The sequence below is a fragment of the Acetobacter cibinongensis genome, from assembly GCF_000963925.1.
GTDB lineage: Bacteria > Pseudomonadota > Alphaproteobacteria > Acetobacterales > Acetobacteraceae > Acetobacter > Acetobacter cibinongensis.
The window spans coordinates 18,307-38,428 of the sequence record NZ_BAMV01000006.1; the positions used below are offsets into that span (position 1 = coordinate 18,307).

Here is a 20,122-nt window from a genome sequence, read left to right on the forward strand (position 1 = left end):
GGGCGGACGTTTAATTCCGCCCGGATGTATCTGAAAAAATTGCACAAAAAACCGAATTTAGTGGTAACGGTCCAGCGAGAGATCCAAGGCCGGAATGTCAGGTTTCCTGCCATGTACCAAGTCTGCAATCAGACGGCCAGAGCCGCACGCCATGGTCCAGCCCAATGTACCGTGCCCGGTATTGAGCCATAGATTTTTGAAGCCGGATACCCCGCCAATAACAGGGGTTCCATCCGGTGTGCAGGGGCGGAGTCCGGCCCAATAATGCGCAGCACTTAAATCTCCCCCGCCAAAAAGTTCGGAGAAGGATAATTCCAAGCCTTCCCGCCGATCTGGGCTTAAACGCATGGAATAGCCGGTAAGTTCGGCAGTACCACCCACACGAATGCGGTTGCCCAACCGCGTTATGGCCACCTTATAAGTTTCATCATTTACGGTGGACAGAGGGGCGTGGGTTTCGTCAGTGAGGGGCAGGGTTAGGGAATAGCCCTTTACGGGGTAGACCGGCAGCCGGATGCCAAGGGGTTTCAGTAAAAGCGGGCTGTAGCTGCCCATGGACACAATATAGGCATCCCCTCGTACATGGCCTGCGCTTGTACGAATGGACATGACCTCATCAGCGGCGGCATCAACGCCTTTTACCACGGTGTCATACTGAAACTTTACGCCAAGTGCGGCGGCCATTTTGGCTAACCGCTGCGTAAAAATGTGGGCATCGCCGGACTGGTCACCCGGCAAATACAAGCCGCCTTTCAACAAGTGGCGGGCATGAGACAGGCCGGGTTCACGGGCCAGAATCTGGTCAACATTCAGAAGAGCATGGGGAATGGCGCTGTCGGACAGCAGCTTCATGTCATGCCGCGCCTTATCAATCTGCTTGTTCGTGCGAAAGAGCTGAATAAGGCCGCGCTGGCGGTCATCATATGTCAGGCCTGTTTCTTCACGGAGGGCGTCAAGGCAATCCCGGCTATATTCGGCGACACGCAGCATGCGGGATTTGTTGATGTCATACGCGTGGGCGTTACAGTTCTTAAGGACCTGCTCCATGAACCGGAACATGGCCAGGTCAAACCGCTTGCGGACAACCAAAGGGCTGTGGTTGCGCTGTAGCATCCACTTCAAGGCAAGTCGGGGCAGGGCAGGGCCAGCCCATGGGGTTGAATAACCCGGTGAAACCTGACCAGCATTGGCAAAAGAGGTTTCAAGCCCCGGACCGGGTTGACGGTCTATAACCGTGACCTCATGCCCCAGCTTTGCCAGATACCAAGCGGAGGCCGTGCCGACAACGCCTGCACCGAGAATGATGACCTTCATATTTTCATCCTCTCCGGTGAGCGGGACGCAAGCAACCTAGAGCGCATGAGCACTGACCCGTCTCAACGTCGATCGGGACAGGGGGTGCCCGTCAGGGTGTGTAAAAAGATCACTTGCTGGCCGTGGAGTATTATTACGCCCCATTCTTGTCAGTTTAATGTCAGGCTGGATAGGGGAGAGTATGCCCTCTCCCTGGTTCGTCAGGCGTGGTGCGCGTGCGCACGCAACAGCAGGATAAGCAGTAGAAAGGCCCCGTAGCCAAATAGGGTTAAAACGCACGGGGATCATCCTTACTGCTACTTAAAACCTTGTTAAGAGTTTACTTTTCCATACACACACGGGTCTGCCAAGGGGTTATGCGGTGGGAACGCCCTTGCTGGTGGAATACTCGAAATGCAAAGCCTGATCTGGATTAACGATGGGATATATGGAGTGCGCCGCCATAGCCCCTTCACTAAACCCTTGCAGGATCAGTTTCAGCTTGCCGGGGTAGGTCGCAACATCGCCAATGGCAAACACACCCGGTAGTGACGTCTCGCAACTGGACGGAACGACCGGAATGGTTGAGCGTACGGTATCCATCCCCCAGCGGGCAATGGGGCCAAGGTCGGTCGCAAGGCCAAAGAATGGCAGAAGCGTATCTGCTTCCAGTGTGCGGGTAGCCCCATCCAGATCTGCAACTTCTACGGCGGTCAGTGCGCCGTTTTGCCCGTGCAGGGCATGAAGCTGATAAGGCACAACTTTTTCAATCTGGCCCGCAGCAACGGCGTCATCCAACTGGCGCAGGCTTTCTGGCGCGCCCCGGAAACGGTCCCGGCGATGCACAAGATAAAGCTTCCTTGCTTTGTCTTTCAGGGCTAAAGCCCAGTCCAGAGCTGAATCGCCCCCTCCAGCAATGACAATGCTACGGCCTTCGAAATCTGCCTTGCGGCGGACGTAATATTGTACCGCGCCTGAGGTCTCAAACCCTTCCAGCCCATCCAGTGGAGGGCGGTTCGGCCCAAAAGCGCCTGCCCCGGCCGCAATAATAACGGCTTTGGCTTTAATCTGAGTTCCTTTGTCCGTGCCCAGTATAAAGTCACCTCTATGGCCGGTCAGGCTGTCCAGCCGGTGCTTGAGAAGGCGTGGGATGTCAAACGGGGCCAACTGTTTTTCAAGGTTGGCAATAAGCTGTGCGCCCTCAACAGCGGGGCAGGCCGGAATATCGTAAATCGGTTTTTCAGGGTACAGCGCCACACACTGGCCGCCAACTTCTGGCAACACATCAATAAGCAGGCAGCGCAACCGCAGCATGGCGCACTGAAAGGCGGCAAACAGCCCGGTAGGGCCAGCGCCAATAATGGCAACATCGGTTTCAATCTGCGTCTCGGTCATGGCGCGAAGCGTCTCCCTACTGTGCTGCGGTAATAGTGCGCAATGTAACGTGTTGTGCGCTAGCACGCTTGCCCGCGCAATGGGAGACCCCGTCTGGGCAACCCACAAAAAAAGGGAGTGCCGTGAAGCACTCCCTTTTCCGTAACCCGCTAAGCCGGAAACTCAGGACCGTGAGAGTTCTTTCTTCAGGCCTGCATCCAGCACATCAAGGAAGGGCTGGGTGTCCAGCCACTGGGTATCCTTGCCAACCAGCAAGGCCAGATCCTTGGTCATTTTGCCACTTTCAACCGTGTCTATGCACACTTTCTCAAGGGCGTGCGCAAAGTTTACAACGTCTGGCGTGTTATCAAACTTGCCCCGGTAAGCCAGACCGCGTGTCCAGGCAAAAATGGAGGCAATCGGGTTTGTGCTGGTGGGCTTGCCTTTCTGGTGCTCACGGTAATGCCGCGTAACGGTGCCATGGGCGGCTTCTGCTTCAACCACGTCTCCTGAAGGGCTGAGCAGAACCGAGGTCATGAGGCCGAGGCTGCCAAAGCCCTGCGCCACAATGTCGCTCTGCACATCGCCATCGTAGTTTTTGCAGGCCCAAACATAGCCGCCTTTCCATTTCAGGGCGCAGGCGACCATGTCATCAATCAGGCGGTGTTCGTAGGTAAGGCCAGCTTTTTCAAAGTCAGCCTTGAATTCCCGGTCGTACACGTCCTGAAAAATGTCCTTGAACATGCCGTCATAGGCTTTCAGGATTGTGTTCTTGGTGGACAGGTAAACCGGAAAACCCCGGTCGCGACCATAGGAGAGGGAGGCGCGGGCAAACCCTTCAATAGAGGCGCGGGTATTATGCATGCCAAGGGCCACGCCGGGGGCTTTGAAGTCATGCACATCCAGTGTTACGGTTTCTCCGCCATCGTCCGGAACGTAAGACAGCGTCAGTTTGCCTGGTCCGGGAATTTTGGTTTCAACCGCGCGGTAGATGTCACCATAGGCGTGGCGGCCAATCACAATCGGCTGTGTCCAGTGCGGCACAAGGCGCGGTACGTTGGTGCAGATAATGGGTTCACGGAAAATGGTGCCATCCAGAATATTGCGGATGGTACCGTTTGGTGACCGATACATGCGCTTGAGGCCAAACTCCTGCACGCGGGCTTCATCCGGTGTAATGGTGGCGCATTTAACGGCCACACCATAGCGTTTGGTGGCCTCGGCGGCCTCAACGGTTACTTTGTCGTCTGTCGCATCACGGTGTTCAATGCCCAGATCATAATATTTCAGGTCAATGTCGAGGTAAGGCAGAATCAGCCGCTCCCGAATGAAATGCCAGATAATGCGGGTCATTTCGTCCCCATCCATCTCAACGACGGGGTTTTTGACCTTGATCTTTGCCATAAGAGAAATCCGTTCCCAAAAATCGCGAAAAAGTGCGCTGTGCGCATGACCGCCATGCAATAGACGGATAAACGGACTAATCCGGGCGGCGTGTTGCGGCCACTCACATTCCAGATAGCGGACGGCGGCCTGATGCACTACAGGCTGGTATAACCGCGCAAAAAAACGCAGTTTGCCGCAGCTTGTCGTTCTGTTCTAGGAACAGACATCACAATATGGTCAGGGCTTTATGACAGCAACTTTGTCTTCCACGCCCAGCCGCACACAGTCTTTCTCGGTGGTGCTTGCCATTGAGCTGTGGGAGCGGTTCGGGTTTTACGGTATGCAGGGCATCCTGCTGCTTTACATGGTGCAACGGCTTGGCTTTGGTGATGCACAGGCCAACCTGCTTTGGGGCACTTTTTCCGCAGTAACTTATGCCGCACCCGCTATTGGGGGCTGGATAGGGGACACTGTTCTTGGGTCCCGCCGTACCATGGTTATGGGTACTGTGGTGCTGACCCTGGGGTATGCCCTGTTGGGGCTGGACCTGAACGGCCAGATGGCCCTGTACGTAGCACTCTCTGTTATTGCGTTAGGCAATGGGCTGTTCAAGGCTAATGCTGCCAATCTTGTCCGCCGCATTTATGAGGGGGATGACGCCCGCATAGATGTTGCCTTCACCTATTATTACATGAGCATCAATGTTGGTTCCACTGTGTCGCTTTTGCTGACACCATGGATGCAGCAGCACTATGGCTGGGGGCCTCCGTTCCTTGTCTGTGCAGCCGGTCTTGCCTTTGGGTTGGCCTGCTACATGCTGTTTCAGAGCCGCCTAAAAGCCATTGGCTCAGCACCCGATTTTCAGCCAATTGTCCTCTCCCGTCTGGCCGCGGTGCTGGGTGGCATGGTTGTCGCTTTGGCTGTTATGGTGGGCATTCTGGGCTCCCCCAGTCTTGGGCGGGCCTGCGTCTGGCTGGCGGCGAGCATCATAGCCGTTATCTGGGTTGTGCTGTATCGGCGCGCTGCTCCGGCCTATAGGCCGGGCCTGCGGCTGGCTTATCTGCTCATTGTGCAAACCATGCTGTATTTTGTGTTCTACCAGCAGATGGTCACGTCACTGACCCTGTTTGCTCTGCGGGATGTGGCGTCTCAGTTCACATTGTTTGGGGTGCCGCTGTTTTCATTGTCGGCCGGGCAGTTTCAGGCTCTTAACCCTGTATGGATCATGGCGGCCAGCCCGGTTCTGTCGTGGGTATATAAAACCATGGAAGACCGGGGCTGGAATTTCCCGATAGCTGAAAAATTCATTGTCGGGTTTTCCCTCGTGGCGCTCTCTTTCCTTATCTGGTGGCTGAGTGCAGCCAATAGCACCACCCTGGTGTCACCATGGGTCATGTTCTGGGCATATGGTGCCTTGTCAGTCGGGGAATTGCTGATCAGCGCCTTGGGGCTGGCGGTGGTTGCGCGCTATGTCCCTGCCAATATCGGGGCGTTCATGATGGGCAGTTATTGCGTGTCCAATGGCGTGGCGATGTATCTGGGGAGCATGGTCGCTAACCTTGCTGCGGTTGGTGCCAGCGTGGGGGACGGAGGACCAGCAGTGACTCTTCCCATTTATGCTGACCTGTTCCGCACCCTCTTTATTATGGCTGTGGGCTGTACGCTGGTGTTTGTCGTGTGTTTGCCTTTCACACGGCGTTGGGACGCACAGCACCGTGCGGCGCAGGCTGCTGCAAAGCTTGATTTGGCAGCCTGATCTATCTGGCGTGTAAAGCCAAGACGTTTAGCGGGAGCCGGTCACTGTACTGGCTCCCTTTTTTTATGTTTTACACGGAATGCAGGCGGTTGGTGGAGCTGAGGGGAATCGAACCCCTGACCTCCTCATTGCGAACGAGGCGCTCTCCCAACTGAGCTACAGCCCCGCCTGTTGTCCTTTGGAGGGTAGAAGGCGGGTTAAAGCGCTGTCAAGTTTCTGTTGCAGCCGTGGCAAACAGGCTTAAAGTGCAGCCCTACTGGTCTCTCATAAAGGAACGAATGCTTGCTCATAGGCCTTTTTATGGTGTTGATGCGCCTTCTGGACGTGTATTGTTGGGTGCTGTTGCTCTCATGCATTTTTATTAATCTGTGCATGTTTGGTATCTTGGACAGCCGCAACCAGATTGTGTGGAAAGTGGGTGTATTTTTCAGTCGTGTGACCGAGCCTGTGCTTGGGCCGGTGCGGCGTATGCTGCCTAATTTGGGTGGGGTTGATTTCAGCCCGATGGTTGTGCTGCTGGGTATTCAGTATGTGCTGCAACCTCTGCTGCTGGAAGTGTTCCGTACGCTCCTGTTACGGTAACGGCAGAGCGGAGACACTCGCATTATTGTGAGCTGGCTTGGCCTGTTTCCTTATCCTGTCTGCTGCGTTCTTCTTGTGCTCACCACGCAAGAAGGAACCGTACAATGACGGCTCACAACGCATCACAGACCAAAACCGACAAAGAAAAACAGAAAGAGCTGGACGAAGCTTTGAAAGAAAGCTTCCCCGCCAGCGATCCTCCGTCCACGCAAGACCCGGATAAGCCCAAAGACTAATCTAAACTGATGTCACCAGGGCTGAGTGTGAGAAGGGGTCATGAGGCGTGTGACAACGCAGTATGACCCCAAACTTTTTCCGCCGCTGCTAAAATATGGGCGTAAGTGAAAGGCTGCCTGCCGTTTTCCAGATGGATGATGGCAAGGGCTAATCTGGCGGCCTGTGCAGGTGTGCCCTGTAAAACCGTGTTTGGGTCTACAGCCATTTGTTGTGCAACATAAGCACTGTAGGCTGATGTAAAGTTTTCAGTGGGTGGTGCCCATTTGCAAATAATGGCGGCAACAGTGTTTATATTACGCTGGAAATATAGTCGAAGCTGCTGACACAGGGCTTCCACCCCATCATCCATTGTTTTGAAATATGCAAAACGAGGGTGCGCTACACCATTTTCTAAGACGGCACCTGCCTGATGGGCAAAATTCAGATTACCGGGATTGTTGTTCCGTAACCCTCTGGGTTCGACTGTCACACATTTTGGCTTTCAGATTTTTCGTGGGAAAAATCATCATAGATGTAACCATGGCGTGGTCATCTGCCGTGTGATGTCAGGTAAATTGCCGGGTTACACTGGATATATAACCAGCAATGAAGCAGGCTTTCTGACACGCTAACACGTAAAATAAGCATTACTGGTAATTTAAATTTTTAGGGAAATAAATGGTGCCCAAGACCGGGATCGAACCAGTGACACTGCGATTTTCAGTCGCATGCTCTACCAACTGAGCTACTTGGGCACCGTAACCTTGCGGTGTGAGAGCGGGTTTATCTCACCCTGCACGAGTGATCAAGTCACCTTTCATCATTTCCTTCATTTTTTTGAATATTTTCTTCGTCCACCAACGGACCGGGTATGCGGTATTGCCCGGTAAACCAGCGGCCGAGATCAATGTCGGCGCAGTGTTGGGAGCAGAAAGGCCGTGTTGCAGCTTGGGCTGGCTTTCCACACACAGGGCAGGGGGCGGTATCAGTCATGATGTTCAGCTATCCAGGCTAGGTCTGGTAAGGAGGGATCAAGCTTTAACGTAAAAGCTTTGCCCCGCATTGTCTTGCAGTCAGTCACGGCTTGTGGGTCTGCATCAAGCGCTGTCGCCAGCCGGAGGCCTACTCTTAGCAGTGTGGCAGTCGGCTGGGTCTGGACCAACGCGCGTAATGCGGCAAGGGCGACACCATGCGGGCTGGTCAGAAGCTCCGTGAGGGACGGGTGAACCCGTGCCCGGACAATTTCTATAAGGCCCAGCCCCGTAATGCCAAGGCAGCGTGGTTTTAACGGATCTGCTTTCAGCATGGCTGTCACAGGCTCAAGCAACGCCTGCCGTTTGCGTGTAGACAGGCCTGCCGGGTCTATAAGAATGGCCCCAGAGATATTGCGGAGGTGAATTTGCTGGAGCAAAGCTGGAAGAGCATCCCGGTTTGCGGCAAATTGCGCTGTTTGTTTGCTCCAGCCGCCAGAGGTTGGAGGCGCATCCATATCAATGGCTGTGAGGGCAGGGGTGGGCGTAATGCTGGCCTGCATCCCACCGGGGAGATCAATCAGCGGCTCTTCCAGCATGGCGCATGCGGCGGCAATGGTCTCGGGCCAAGGGCGGAACCCTTTACTGCGGCGCTCGCGGAGGGCGTGCGGCAGAAGGGCTGCGGCTTCAGGCCCATCAACGGTAATGCCAGCTTCTGGCCAGCGGGCAGCCAAGCGCTCCAGCGCGGTTGGGCCACGCGTCAGCAGGCAGCATGTCTGCGGTGCAGGTATATGGTTTGGTAGATCAACCTTGCGCAGCCGTAGCCCCTTGCCGCCCTGTGCGGCCCTGGCAACTTGTACAGCCAGCGTCTGACCTTCAGTAAGAGGCGATTTGTCTTGGGAAAGGGGCAGAAAACCTTGCTTGGGCGCGCCAAGCTCAACAAAAGCGCCGCCCATGGCTGGCAGAAGAGTTGCAATACGGCCCCAGTAAATATCCCCGACACCATCTGGCGCGCCAGGCCGCCAGAGAGCGTAATCAAGCAGCGTATCATCTTGCGTGGCCGCAATACGCACTTCGCCGGGGGAAAAGGCGAGGCGTAAAAAAACGCTCACAGCAACCAGCGGCCCGGTTGCCCCCGCAAAAGCTGGGCAGTTTCAAACAAGGGTAGACCGATCACGGCGGATGCACTGCCGGACAATGCGCGGATAAACCCCGCAGCATGGCCCTGTAAGGCATAGCCTCCGGCTTTACCCTGCCAGTCGCCTTTATCCAGCAGGTCTTCAATCTGTCGATCAGTCATGCGGGCAAAGGTGACGGCTGTTTCAACGACCCGCTCGGCGGTCTGGCCTTCAGGCCAACTGCTGCTAGGGCGGCATTGAAGGGCGGTCAGAACAGTATGACGGCGGCCTGAAAGCAGGCGCAGGCAAGTCCGTGCTGTGTCACGGTCTTCCGCCTTTGGCAGAATACGGCGGCCAAGAGCCACCACTGTATCGGCTGCCAGAACCAGGGCGGGCGTTTCTATCTGCCGGACGACGACCGCTGCTTTTTCTACGGCCATACGGCGTACATACAGCCTTGGCGCTTCGTCGCGCGCAGGCGTTTCGTCTATATCAGCAGGAAAAACGCGGTCAGGCGTCAACCCCAACTGGGCCAGAAGGTCCAGCCTGCGGGGAGACGCTGAAGCCAGCACAAAAGCGGGGCGTGATGCGCTTTCCGTGCCAGACGGCCCGGATGCGGTCATGGCCCTTACTTGAAGCGGAATGTGATACGACCCTTGGACAGGTCATAAGGTGTCATTTCAACATTCACCCGGTCACCAGCCAGAACGCGAATGCGGTTTTTACGCATTTTGCCGCTGGTATGGGCCAGAATCATGTGCTCGTTATCGAGTTTCACACGGAACATTGCGTTGGGCAGCAGTTCGGTGACTGTGCCGCTAAATTCAATCATGTCTTCTTTAGACATGGCGTCCTTCGTTCATTTTTAAGCCTACGTTATGGTTGCGATGTGCAGATATGGGTGAGCAGCCCCATTCGGTCAAGCGTTTGGTGTGCTCTTTGCTAAAGCATCCAGCCGGGCGGAGATGCTCAGGGCGTGGGCTTCCAGCCCTTCCGCATGAGCCAGCGCGACCCCTGCGGGTCCAACACGGCGGAGGGCATCAGGCCCGCCGGACAGGAATGTGGTGCGTTTCATGAAATCAAAAACGGACAGGCCAGACGCAAAACGCGCTGTACGGGATGTTGGCAGCACATGGTTAGGGCCTCCTACATAGTCCCCCACGGCTTCCGGGCAATAACGGCCAAGGAACACCGCGCCCGCGTGCCGCACATGGGCAAACAGGCTTTCCGGGTCATCCACCATCAGTTCCAGATGCTCAGGGGCCAGACGGTTTGCAAGGCTTACGGCTTCTTCCAGCGTCCGGACAACCAGCACCGCCCCGTTCCGTGCCCAGCTTGCCCCGGCAATGGCGGACCGTTTGAGGGTTTTTAGTTCAGTTTCAACCGCTGCAATAACGGTGTCTGCAAAAGCAGCATCGGGGGTAATAAGGGTGGCTTGCGCCAGCTCGTCATGTTCCGCCTGAGCCAGCAGATCAAGGGCTATCAGGCGTGGGTCGGTTGCCGAATCGGCAATGACCACCACGTCAGACGGGCCAGCAATGCTATCAATCCCGACATGGCCAAAAACCTGCCGCTTGGCTTCTGCAACATAGGCGTTGCCGGGGCCGACAATACGGTCAACCGGGCGAATGGTCCGGGTGCCAAAAGCCATAGCTCCTACGGCTTGAGCTCCGCCAACCCGGTAAATTTCCGTAACCCCGGCGCGGTGTGCTGCGGCCAGAACAAGCGGATTAATGATTCCGTCAGGTGTGGGCACACACATGGCCAGACGTTCCACACCGGCAACGCGGGCAGGAATAGCGTTCATGAGGACGGAGGACGGATAAGCGGCTTTCCCGCCCGGCACATACAGGCCAACCGCATCCAACGGAATCCAGCGCATACCCAATGTCATGCCTGCGTCATCCGTATACCGGATGCCTTCAGGCATTTGCGCGGCGTGAAAGGATTCAATACGGGTTGCGGCTACGTCCAGCGCATCCAGCAGGTCAGGGCTGACCTGTGCCCGGGCGGCTTCAACTTCGGCTGCCGTAAAAGCCAGTTTTTCGGCTGTTAGGGGCAGGCGGTCAAATTTCTCGGTCAGAGCGCACAGGGCGTCATCACCGTCCTGCCGGACCTGCGCCAGAATGGCTGTAACAGGGCCGTGCACTTCCTGTCCCTGTTCCTCACGCGCGGTAAGGAGCGAGGAAAACTCAGCTTCAAAGCCGGGATCACGAATATCAAGCCGTTTCATGAAAAATGTCCGCCTTAGCCGTTACGGTCTTGCATCTGGCCTTCAAGGGCCATCCGAAATTTATTGATGATGGCCGAAATTTCTTCTGGCCGTGTTTTCAGCGCCGTGCGGTTTACAATCAGGCGGCTGGTGACATGCGCAATGGTCTCAACTTCGCTCAGACCATTCGCACGCAGGGTGGAGCCTGTGTCCACCAGATCAACAATCAGGCGGGAGAGGCCCAGCATGGGGGCCAGTTCCATGGCACCGTTCAGATGCACAATATTGGCGTTAATGCCGCGCTCTGCAAAATAGCGGCGTGTAATGGCGGGGTATTTTGTGGCAGCCCGTACTTCTGACCATCTGGCCCATTCGGCCGGGTCGTGCGGCAGGTTGGCTGGCTGCGCCACAGAGATACGGCAGCCACCAATACCAAGATCCAGCGGAGCGTAAATTTCCGGGTAGTCAAATTCCATCAGCACATCTGCGCCGCAGATGCCAACCTGAGCGCCGCCGGTAGCAACAAAGGTTGCAACGTCAAACGAGCGTACCCGAACAACATCCAGGTTAGGGTCCTGAGTGGGGAAACGGAGTTTGCGGCTGTTATCACCCAGGCAGTCCTCGGACGGAGCACAACCGGCCTTGCTCAGCAGCGGCGTGACGGCTTTGAGGATGCGGCCTTTGGGGAGAGCCAGAACCAGAGGAGCATGATGGTTTTGCGTGCCAGGCTGGAGTGGGGGCAGTCGGTCAGGCTGGGGCACGGTCATGAAAACTCCGGTCGAGCGGGTAAATAAGAGTGCGTGACGGCGGCACTCGTAGCACAAGCCCGGCCGGCTTCAAAGGCAAGGCCGTATTCTGGGCAGGATAAACCTGCCCAGAACATATGCGCGGGGGTTAGCGGCGCCACCATCCACTGCGGCGGCTTGCGGCAGGTTTGGTGTCATCAATCACCACGGGCTGCACAATTGAAGGGTCTGCGGCTTGTGCAGACTCCTCAGTTGTTTTTTCAGCGGCAGCCGTTTTTGCGGCAGCACTCCGGCGGCGAGGGGCCGGTTTTTCCGCAGCAACGCTGTCAGCAGATGCCGCATCGTCTGTGGTCTCTACGGCGTCAGCTTTCTGGCGCGTTGTGCGGCGGCGTGTGCGCGGCTTGTCTTCCGCTACAGCCTCTGTGCCTTCCGTTTCCGCGTCCGCTTTTTTGCGGGCAGGGCGACGGCGCGGCTTGGGTGCTTCGGCTTCGGCCTCGACTGTGTCCTGAGCCTCAGCGCTGGCTTCTCCTTCGCTCTGCGGCTCAGCCTGCGGTGCGGCATCCACTTTCCGGCCGCGGCGTGGCGCACGACGACGGGCAGGTTTGGCTTCATCCTGCTCGGTGTTGTCCGTTGCCTCGGTCACAGGTGTAGCCTGCACGGGTTCTGGGGTTTCCACTCTCGTTTCAACAGCGGCAGACTCAGCAGCCTGAACGGGTGCCGGAGCGGGTGTTTTGACAGGGGCAGCCTGCTGCTCGCGCAGCGCGTTCTGGGTGCTATTTTCGATCAGATCGAAAATATCAATACTCCCCCCAAACGGGTTGGCTGGTGTTGGCCCTTGCCAGATCTGGCGAGGGCGCGGTTCCTGACGGGGGGCAGGGCCTTCCATAATTGGAACCTCAACGTCCAGCCGGTCCGTGCGCTGGTCTGCCCGCTGAACACGGGAACGGCGCGTCCGGCGGCGGCCCGGTACCAGGTTGTTTTCCTGGGTCTCGTCAGCCTGACTGTCGGCAGCACCTTCAGCAGCGGGCTGGTGCGTGGTGTTTTGTTCGGCTTGTGCGGAGTGTGCGTCAGCCTCACCAGACACAAGCTGTTCACGGTTTTCGCGGTTGCCACTGCCCCCACGGCGACGGCGGCGACGGCGGCGGCGCGGAGCCTCTTCCCCATTTGCGGCTACGTCTGCCGCCGGATGCGTTGCAATTGCCTGCTCATCTTCATGGTCAGCAGGAACGTCCTCACTCACAACGCTCTCGACAGCCACGTTTTCAACCGGTGGTGCTACAAGGGCTGGTGCAGGGGCACGTCCCACTTTTGCAGGCTGGCGGCGCTCAATACGGACTTCTGGGGCAGGCAGAGTAGAGTCTGCTGCAAACAGAATTTCCATATAGTGGCGTTGTTCAATCTCATGCAGCCATGTGCGCTTGTTGTTGAGAATGTAAAACGCAATGTCTGCGGCCACGTGTACTGTGATGGCAGAAGCGCGGCGGCGAGCCCCTTCTTCTTCCACGGCGCGCAGGACATGCAGGGCAGAGCTTTCAATGCCGCGCACCATGCCTGTGCCCTGACAGTGCGGGCAAGGGGTAAAGACGGCCTCTGCTACGGACGGACGCAGCCGCTGCCGGGACATTTCTAGCAGGCCGAAATGGGAGATATTTCCCATCTGGATGCGGGCACGGTCGTGGCGCAGGGCATCTTTCAGGCGGCGTTCAATTGTGACGTTGTGGCGGCGAGACTCCATATCAATGAAGTCGATGACAATCAGCCCGGCCAGATCACGCAGGCGTAGCTGACGTGCCACTTCGTCCGCAGCTTCCTGATTGGTACGGTAGGCCGTTTCTTCAATATTGCGCTGGTTGGTGGACTTGCCGGAGTTTACGTCAATAGCCACCAGCGCTTCTGTCTGGTTGATCACCAGATAGCCGCCGGAGCGTAGAGACACGACCGGTGAGAACATGGCGTCCAGATGCCCTTCCACATGATAGTGGGTAAAGAGCGGCTGGTTTTCCTTGTTCCACAGGCGGACTTTTTCTGCGTGCTGGGGCATGAGCAGGCGCATGAAGTCCCGCGCAGCTTTCCACCCGGCTTCGCCGTCCACCAGAATTTCGCTTACTTCGCGTGTATACACATCCCGAATGGCGCGTTTAACGAGGCTTGCTTCTTCGTAAATCAGGGCTGGCGCAACGGACTGTAATGTCAGCTCACGAATGTCATCCCACAAATGCAGCAGGTATTCGCAGTCCCGGGTAATTTCCGGGCCGGGGCGCTGAGCGCCTGCTGTCCGGACAATCATGGCCATACCATGCGGCAGGTTCAGGTCCGAAATAATGTCACGCAGGCGGCGGCGGTCAGCAACGGAAGTGATCTTGCGGGACACCCCGCCACCACGCAGCGCGTTGGGCATGAGCACACAATAGCGGCCAGCAAGAGACACGTAGGTGGTCAGGGCTGCACCCTTGTTGCCACGTTCTTCCTTAACCACCTGAACCAGCAGAACCTGCCTGCGGCGGATCACTTCCTGAATACGGTAATTCCGCAGGAAGCGGGCAATGCGTTTCTGGATAAGCGCTTCTTCACCGGTATCGGTTTCACCGCCTACATAGTCAGGGCCATTAGAGCGGCGCTGCTGCTGTGGGCGGCGTTCTTCGCCTTCGTCACCCTCTTCGCTTTCTGCGGTAATGTCTTCCGCACGCTCAGCGGCGTCAACGTTGCCCCCGGCGTCCTGAAGGTCAGCGTCCGTCTGCTCATCACCGTCATCCTGATGATCGAGCAGGGTTTCTTCCTCAGCCTGAAGGGCGAGCAGCTTTTCACGGTCTGCTACCGGAATCTGGTAGTAGTCCGGGTGAATTTCGCTGAAGGCAAGAAAGCCGTGGCGATTACCGCCATATTCAACAAAAGCAGCCTGTAGGCTGGGCTCTACCCGAATAACCCGGGCGAGATAGATGTTGCCTTTAAGCTGCTTTTTGGCAGCGGCTTCAACATCATAATCCTCAAGTCTGTTTCCATCCATAACGACAACGCGCGTTTCCTCCGCGTGCGTCGCATCGATAAGCATCCGCTTTGACATAAAAAGAAAAACTCCGGTGCGCCGGTGGCTGGCCTACCTGATAGCTCTGCTCTGGCAGAGTGATATGGGGTAGGGGCTCTTCCGGCTGGCAAGAATAGGTCTGTAAGAAAAAACAGGAGGCAGCAGTCAGGGCAGCGCCGCGTGAGGTGACATCAAAGCGCCGGAAGCAGGCGTCTGCTTCCGCTCTGGTCAAACACTCAACGTCTAGGCCCCGAGCTATGGTCATGTATCCTTCAACCAGTATGGTCCTGTCCCAATGCGCGGGGCAGCGCTGTGTGCGCCAGCCGCGCCCTTTACACACAAAGGGCGGAAACAGGATGCATGACGGGCAATCTGCCTTGAGCCATGCCCCTGCAACATGACGCAAAGCGCATTAAATCGCAAGCCACCCCGTATAACTGTTTTTTATCCCTTTCCCGGCAGACATGGTTTAGACATTATCTTGCTCCAGAACCGAGCGTTATAACCAGAGTGCACATCTTATGACCGCAAAGCGCCCGCCTGCTGCTTCAGATCCATCATCATCTTCCCTGCATGGGTCTTCCGGCCATGACCAGATGGTGCGTTATAACGGATATGTTGTGCCAGTTCTGTCCCGGCGGATGCTGGTTGGTGCCGCTGCGGCCCTGACGGCTCCTGCCTTGGCGCACGTAGCTCAAGCCGGTACCTTGTCCCGCCCGCAGCCTGCCCATGGAGCTGTGCAGGCTCCCGCCATAGTTGGTAAAGCGCGTGCGCCTCTGCCTTTGGTCATGCTGGACCCCGGCCATGGCGGCAAAGATCCTGGCGCAATCGGTTTTTCCGGCACGTATGAAAAACATGTGGCAGAGGCTGCTGCGGCAGAATTGTATCGGCAACTCATGGCAACGGGACGGTACCGTGTGGCCATGACTCGTAACTCTGACCGGTTTATTCCCCTGGATGGGCGGGTAGAGTTGGCCCAGCAGCACGGAGCTTCTCTCTTTGTGTCCATGCATGCAGATGCCTTGAACAATGCGTCCGTTCGTGGGGCGAGTGTTTACACGCATTCTCGCGGCGCATCGGACAGCCAGACCGCAGCACTGGCGCAGACAGAAAACAGCGCGGACCGCTTTGGTGGCCCGCTTGTGCAGGGCGCATCCCCAGAAGTGCAGCAAATTCTGGCAAGCTTAGTGACGGAGGAGGCGCGCAGAGGGTCACTGCACATGGCCAACGCGGTTGTCTCTTCCTTCCGGTCCCGCATTAATCTGTTGCCGCACCCCCAACGTCACGCGGCCTTCGCGGTGCTAAAATCAGCGCAAATTCCTTCGGTGCTGGTGGAAATGGGTTTCATGTCCAACAGGCTGGATGAAGCCGCCCTCCGGCAGGCAGGGCACCGCGCTATGGTGGCCGGGGCCATGTGTACAGCCGTAAACCGTTATTTTGCCTCAGCAGGTGTTGGGCTGGCGGGGTAGGCGGCCAAAGGCGGGGCGCACGGGGACCAAGCCCCTTGGCCGGGAGAATGTTTTGTTGTTATAATGAAATAGTATAACACACCAAGACAGGATCCTTCTGCATGACGCAGCACGTTACGCGTTCAAAATTTACACTTGCAACGCTTCTGGCAACAGTAGCACTTTTTGGTACAGCCACTGTTGTACCGTCTTCTTCTGTGCATGCGGAAGAAGCAAAGCCCGCGGCCGATGCCAGCAAAGCGAAGGACGCTGATATCAGCTTCTTCACGAGGCCGCAGAGTGTGACGTCAAACGGTTCTGTTGTCATTCACGGTGCGCACATTGATTATCAAGCGGTCAGTGGCACCCTGATTGTGCACAAGGACGGCTGGGACGATTCAGAAAAGCCGGCTGATGAGAAAAAGCCCGAGGCGGCAGCATCCATATTTTATGTCGCCTATTTCAAGAAAGGCGCGCGCCCCGAAAACCGTCCTATAACCTTTGTGTATAATGGCGGGCCGGGATCATCCAGCGTTTGGCTGCATATGGGCGCATTTGGGCCCAAGAAAGTTGTAACGGCAGACGACACACATACTCCGGCGTCTCCGTATGCTATTGTGAACAACAACGACAGTCTGCTGGATGCGTCTGACCTTGTGTTTATTGATGCACCCGGCACCGGCTATGGCCGCCTGACCGGCACGGATAAGGAAAAAAGCTTCTTCGGCACGGATGCGGATGCCGGGGCTTTTACAGATTTTATTGCTCAGTTCCTGTCCCGCTTTGGGCGGTATAACTCCCCCAAATATCTGTTTGGTGAAAGCTATGGCACAACACGGTCTGCCATTATTGCCAACAAGCTGGCGGACGAAAAAGGTATTGACCTGAACGGTGTTATTCTACTGTCGCAAATTCTGAATTACGATAACGACATTGATGCCGCCCAGAACAACCCGTCCAATGACCAGCCCTATGTTCTGGCGTTGCCAAGCTACGCGGCAACAGCTTGGTACCATAAAAAACTGCCTAACCAGCCAGCGGATATGAAGGCCTTTCTGGCAGAAGTCGAACATTTTGCTCTGACAGATTACACGTCTGCCCTGCAGGACGGCACGGCCATTACCCCAGAAAAACGTGATGCCGTTGCCCAGAAACTGCACGACTACACAGGCCTGCCGGTTGATTACATCAAAAAGGCAGATCTGCGTGTTAATGGTGGTGAGTTTGAAAAAGAACTGCTGAGCGAGGAAGGGCTTGATACAGGCCGACTGGATAGCCGCTTCTCCGGTCCGACCATGGACCGCCTTGCGCAGTATCCGTATTACGACCCACAGTCTTCCGCCATGTCGGCAGCCTATATTGCGGCATTTAACGACTATGCCCGCAACACCCTGCATTATGGCAATAGCCCGGCATTTGGCGATGGCTACCAGGAATACAAATTCTTTAGTGATGCCATCATGAAATGGGATTTCACGCATCGTCCGCCAGGGTCTGACTTCCCCATTCATGGAGCAGTCAACGTGTTGCCAGATCTGGCCTCTGCCATGAAGCACAACACCAGTCTGAAAGTTATGCTGAACCAAGGGTATTATGACCTTGGCACGCCATACTTCCAGGGTATTTACGAAATGCGGCATCTGCCTATTTCGGCTGAACTCAGCAAGAACGTGCAGATTGTGCAGTATCAGTCAGGCCACATGGTGTATGCACATCAGCAGTCACTGGCGGAACTGCATGACAACGTTGCCAAGTTTATTACCAGCACCTACAAGCCGCTTTCTGTAGGTCAGTAAAAACATCAGAGACAGTCAGTCTTTATTGATCTGACTGTTTTCAGGGTTTTTGACGGAGTGCCCTTTGCGCAGGGGCGCTCCGTTTGTTTTTATAGTAAGCCAGAGCCAAAGCGACAGTTACACCCGCAACGGACCCTAATCCCAACCAAAGCAAAATACCCTTTGCCGGGTCAGAATACAGGCACCAGACAAGTGCCAGCAGCGGCGCGAGTGCGCGTATGCAATGTGCAAGACATGTCTGCGCCTTTGAGAGTGGCATGAGCTTGAGGGAATGTGTTTGCAAACTGTCATGGCTGACAAAAGTGATGCACCACAAAAAAAAGATCACAAAAGCCATCATGACAATTCTGCTCGCTTCATGCGTTTTAGTGCCACAAGGGCTATCACACCGGTCAAGAACAGCAGACCATCAACGCTATAATATAAGCTTGGATTATGGTGCCAGTCGTGGCTTTGTCCAGCAGCGTCAAGCAGAGGTAGGCCTAGGGCAAGAACCAAAACGGCTTGGGTCTGCATGATCCATCCAGACAAAGGCTTTTTGCAGAGCGAAAAACATACACCATGCACAAAAGACAGCGCCCAAAGAATGAAAAATACACTGACTTCGCTATGAATGCGGTTAGGGAGTGTGGCAGGCAGCAAACGATTGGCCCAGAAGAAAGCCAAAGTGCTTGCCGTTAGTCCTGTCACACAACTCATGGTTAGGCCCTCGCCTAACCGGAAGGTCAGCATATCTCCAGATGCGCGGCGCCGTTTTATGAAAAATAAAATAAGACCTATTGCCATCATGGCAGTACAGGCAAGGCCAGAGATAAAATACAGCCAGCGCAGCAGGAGGGAGGGGAAGCGGGCATAATGCAGCCCATGCATGAGCGCCGTGGCTTGTGACGCAGGTTCCCGGTGAATGGTTGTGGAGAGGAAATGCCCATCCGTCCGGCTAAAAACAGCCATGTCACGGTTCATGAAAACGCTGGCGGTGTCGTTTCCGAAAATACGCACTTCCGTGTCTGAGAAGAGAATAAAACTGCACTCAGGCAAGTTAAGAGCCGTTTTTGCCTGTTCAATAAGTGGCAGAAGGGGCGGGATGGCAGGCGCAGGCTGTTGTGCTGGTGTTTCATGCGCCCTTCTGCCGTTACCGTTACCCCGTGGATGATCCAGCTCTGTATGCGCTGCTAGAAAGGGGTGGGGTGGTAATATATTGCGACCCCGTATGACTGCACCTGTATAGGTCATCATAATCAGGAAGGGGAGGAACAGAAGCCCGGTTAACAAATGGGCATCCAGCCACGCCCGTGGGCGGGGGCCAAAGGGCCGGAAAAGCACCAGATCGGGCCAGAGAGCGCGAATGTGAATAGCCACCCCAGCCCCAACCGCAACTAACAGGCACACCGCAAGAATGGTAACAATGGTGGAGCCTATAACCGGCCCGCTTCTGAGCGTGTAATGAAAATCAAAAAAGAACTGTCCGCCCGCAGTTTGCCGCGCGGGTAGGGCGTCTCCAGTTTTAGGGTCCAGCACGGCGCCAACAAATTGCGCGCCGTCATAATGAATGACCCGTATAAAGGGGTCTCTAACAGATGGCAGATTTAAAAAAGCTGAAAACCCTTTTGTTTTTTCAGCCTCCAAGGTTTCAACAGCGTTTTGGAGCGCATGTGCAGTAAGAGCCGGAGGGCCGGTCAGCACAGCCTCAGGTTGCATCCAGTGTGTTATTTCCGTGTCAAAAACGCTCAGGGTGCCTGTGGCAAAAATAGCAGTCAGAATAAAGCCAGCCAGTAGCCCTACCCAACTGTGCAGCCAGCCCATATGCACCCGGAACGTCTCACGCTTAGGTTTTTCTCCTGTCATGCCAGCCACCAGCCAGACAGGGTCATGCCGCCAGCCAGCACGACCAGGCTCCACAGGCCCCATTTATAAGTGCGTGCTCCATACCCCACCAGCAGGAGGAGAGGCAGTAAGGCAACGCCAAACATTTCAATGACATTTACCCGCACCCGATTGTCTTCCCCATGCGTGTCCAGAGCAAGGAGTGTGCCATAATGGCATACGGCGTACGCCAGCAGGCTTGCAGCGAGCAGCCACAAAATCCGTTTATAAACAAGCAGTCGTTTCTGCTGCTGTTTGGTTTTTTGGCCGGGAGACAAAGCCAGGGACGTGAGAAAAGCCATAACCATCCTGCTAAGGGGTTGTTCTACACCTGTCGAG

The 20,122-nt window shown here is 55.9% G+C and carries 19 protein-coding genes and 2 tRNA genes; 5 read left to right on the plus strand and 16 right to left on the minus strand.

The annotated features are described in order from the left end of the window. Positions 1-57: 57 nt before the first annotated feature. From Abci_RS02765 to Abci_RS02775, 3 genes are all read right to left on the minus strand, one after another. Positions 58-1,314 carry a D-amino acid dehydrogenase gene (locus Abci_RS02765; protein WP_048837637.1) on the minus strand — a complete coding sequence of 419 codons (1,257 nt, stop codon included), beginning with the start codon at positions 1,312-1,314 and terminating at the stop codon, positions 58-60. A gap of 354 nt (positions 1,315-1,668) precedes the next feature. Beyond that, positions 1,669-2,688 carry an NAD(P)/FAD-dependent oxidoreductase gene (locus tag Abci_RS02770; protein WP_048837638.1) on the minus strand — a complete coding sequence of 340 codons (1,020 nt, stop codon included), beginning with the start codon at positions 2,686-2,688 and terminating at the stop codon, positions 1,669-1,671. 162 nt (positions 2,689-2,850) lie between these two features. Next, positions 2,851-4,071: an NADP-dependent isocitrate dehydrogenase gene (locus tag Abci_RS02775; RefSeq protein ID WP_048837695.1), complete on the minus strand. Its 1,221-nt coding sequence runs from the start codon at positions 4,069-4,071 to the stop codon at positions 2,851-2,853. A gap of 229 nt (positions 4,072-4,300) precedes the next feature. On the opposite strand from Abci_RS02775, the gene Abci_RS02780 reads away from it, so the two are divergent. After that, positions 4,301-5,809, plus strand: coding sequence for a peptide MFS transporter (locus tag Abci_RS02780; protein ID WP_048837639.1), 1,509 nt, complete (start codon positions 4,301-4,303; stop codon positions 5,807-5,809). A 90-nt stretch (positions 5,810-5,899) separates the two neighbouring features. On the opposite strand, the gene Abci_RS02785 is transcribed toward Abci_RS02780, so the two are convergent. After that, positions 5,900-5,975, minus strand: a tRNA-Ala gene (locus tag Abci_RS02785). Positions 5,976-6,091: 116 nt separating this feature from the next. Between Abci_RS02785 and Abci_RS02790 the strand changes: the two genes are divergently transcribed. Both Abci_RS02790 and Abci_RS14295 read left to right on the plus strand, forming a co-directional pair. After that, positions 6,092-6,391, plus strand: coding sequence for a YggT family protein (locus tag Abci_RS02790; RefSeq protein ID WP_048837640.1), 300 nt, complete (start codon positions 6,092-6,094; stop codon positions 6,389-6,391). A 104-nt stretch (positions 6,392-6,495) separates the two neighbouring features. Continuing rightward, positions 6,496-6,627 carry a hypothetical protein gene (locus Abci_RS14295; RefSeq protein WP_261766254.1) on the plus strand — a complete coding sequence of 44 codons (132 nt, stop codon included), beginning with the start codon at positions 6,496-6,498 and terminating at the stop codon, positions 6,625-6,627. A 38-nt stretch (positions 6,628-6,665) separates the two neighbouring features. Here the strand turns inward: Abci_RS14295 and Abci_RS02795 are convergent, their stop codons facing one another. The 9 genes from Abci_RS02795 to Abci_RS02835 all read right to left on the minus strand — a co-directional run bounded on the left by Abci_RS02795 (position 6,666) and on the right by Abci_RS02835 (position 14,715). Further along, positions 6,666-7,097 (minus strand): hypothetical protein, encoded by a 432-nt coding sequence (locus Abci_RS02795; RefSeq protein ID WP_084597493.1) that lies wholly within the window; start codon positions 7,095-7,097, stop codon positions 6,666-6,668. Positions 7,098-7,286: 189 nt separating this feature from the next. Next, positions 7,287-7,362 (minus strand) — tRNA-Phe (locus Abci_RS02800). A 55-nt stretch (positions 7,363-7,417) separates the two neighbouring features. After that, positions 7,418-7,600 carry a DNA gyrase inhibitor YacG gene (yacG, locus tag Abci_RS02805; protein WP_048837641.1) on the minus strand — a complete coding sequence of 61 codons (183 nt, stop codon included), beginning with the start codon at positions 7,598-7,600 and terminating at the stop codon, positions 7,418-7,420. Beyond that, positions 7,593-8,690, minus strand: a complete 1,098-nt coding sequence (locus Abci_RS02810) for a ribonuclease E/G (protein WP_146806715.1) — start codon at positions 8,688-8,690, stop codon at positions 7,593-7,595. Before Abci_RS02810 ends, yacG begins: the two co-directional genes overlap by 8 nt. Then, positions 8,687-9,319, minus strand: coding sequence for a Maf family protein (locus Abci_RS02815; protein WP_048837643.1), 633 nt, complete (start codon positions 9,317-9,319; stop codon positions 8,687-8,689). The genes Abci_RS02810 and Abci_RS02815 overlap by 4 nt, the downstream gene beginning before the upstream one ends. 5 nt (positions 9,320-9,324) lie before the next feature. After that, positions 9,325-9,543 carry a translation initiation factor IF-1 gene (gene infA, locus Abci_RS02820; protein ID WP_003622234.1) on the minus strand — a complete coding sequence of 73 codons (219 nt, stop codon included), beginning with the start codon at positions 9,541-9,543 and terminating at the stop codon, positions 9,325-9,327. A 72-nt stretch (positions 9,544-9,615) separates the two neighbouring features. Beyond that, positions 9,616-10,929 (minus strand): histidinol dehydrogenase, encoded by a 1,314-nt coding sequence (gene hisD / locus Abci_RS02825; protein ID WP_048837644.1) that lies wholly within the window; start codon positions 10,927-10,929, stop codon positions 9,616-9,618. Between the two features lie 14 nt (positions 10,930-10,943). After that, the gene (gene hisG, locus Abci_RS02830; RefSeq protein ID WP_048837645.1) at positions 10,944-11,675 is read right to left on the minus strand and encodes an ATP phosphoribosyltransferase; all 732 of its coding nucleotides are present in this window, start codon (positions 11,673-11,675) and stop codon (positions 10,944-10,946) included. A 127-nt stretch (positions 11,676-11,802) separates the two neighbouring features. Beyond that, complete coding sequence (locus Abci_RS02835) at positions 11,803-14,715, minus strand: Rne/Rng family ribonuclease (protein ID WP_048837646.1); 2,913 nt, start codon at positions 14,713-14,715, stop codon at positions 11,803-11,805. A 557-nt stretch (positions 14,716-15,272) separates the two neighbouring features. Here Abci_RS02835 and Abci_RS02840 point away from each other — a divergent pair. Continuing rightward, positions 15,273-16,145 carry an N-acetylmuramoyl-L-alanine amidase family protein gene (locus tag Abci_RS02840; protein ID WP_048837697.1) on the plus strand — a complete coding sequence of 291 codons (873 nt, stop codon included), beginning with the start codon at positions 15,273-15,275 and terminating at the stop codon, positions 16,143-16,145. 101 nt (positions 16,146-16,246) lie between these two features. Continuing rightward, a complete protein-coding gene (locus Abci_RS02845; RefSeq protein ID WP_048837647.1) occupies positions 16,247-17,920 on the plus strand; it encodes a S10 family peptidase in 1,674 nt (557 codons plus the stop codon). Between the two features lie 40 nt (positions 17,921-17,960). Here the strand turns inward: Abci_RS02845 and Abci_RS02850 are convergent, their stop codons facing one another. Genes Abci_RS02850 through Abci_RS02860 form a run of 3 tightly spaced genes read right to left on the minus strand, consistent with a single transcriptional unit; the run spans position 17,961 to position 20,085 of the window. Further along, on the minus strand, positions 17,961-18,260 hold the full coding sequence (locus Abci_RS02850; protein WP_146806717.1) for a hypothetical protein: 300 nt from the start codon (positions 18,258-18,260) through the stop codon (positions 17,961-17,963). Next, on the minus strand, positions 18,257-19,828 hold the full coding sequence (locus Abci_RS02855; protein WP_084597494.1) for a PepSY-associated TM helix domain-containing protein: 1,572 nt from the start codon (positions 19,826-19,828) through the stop codon (positions 18,257-18,259). The genes Abci_RS02850 and Abci_RS02855 overlap by 4 nt, the downstream gene beginning before the upstream one ends. Further along, a complete protein-coding gene (locus Abci_RS02860; RefSeq protein WP_048837650.1) occupies positions 19,762-20,085 on the minus strand; it encodes a hypothetical protein in 324 nt (107 codons plus the stop codon). The genes Abci_RS02855 and Abci_RS02860 overlap by 67 nt, the downstream gene beginning before the upstream one ends. Positions 20,086-20,122 lie beyond the last annotated feature (37 nt).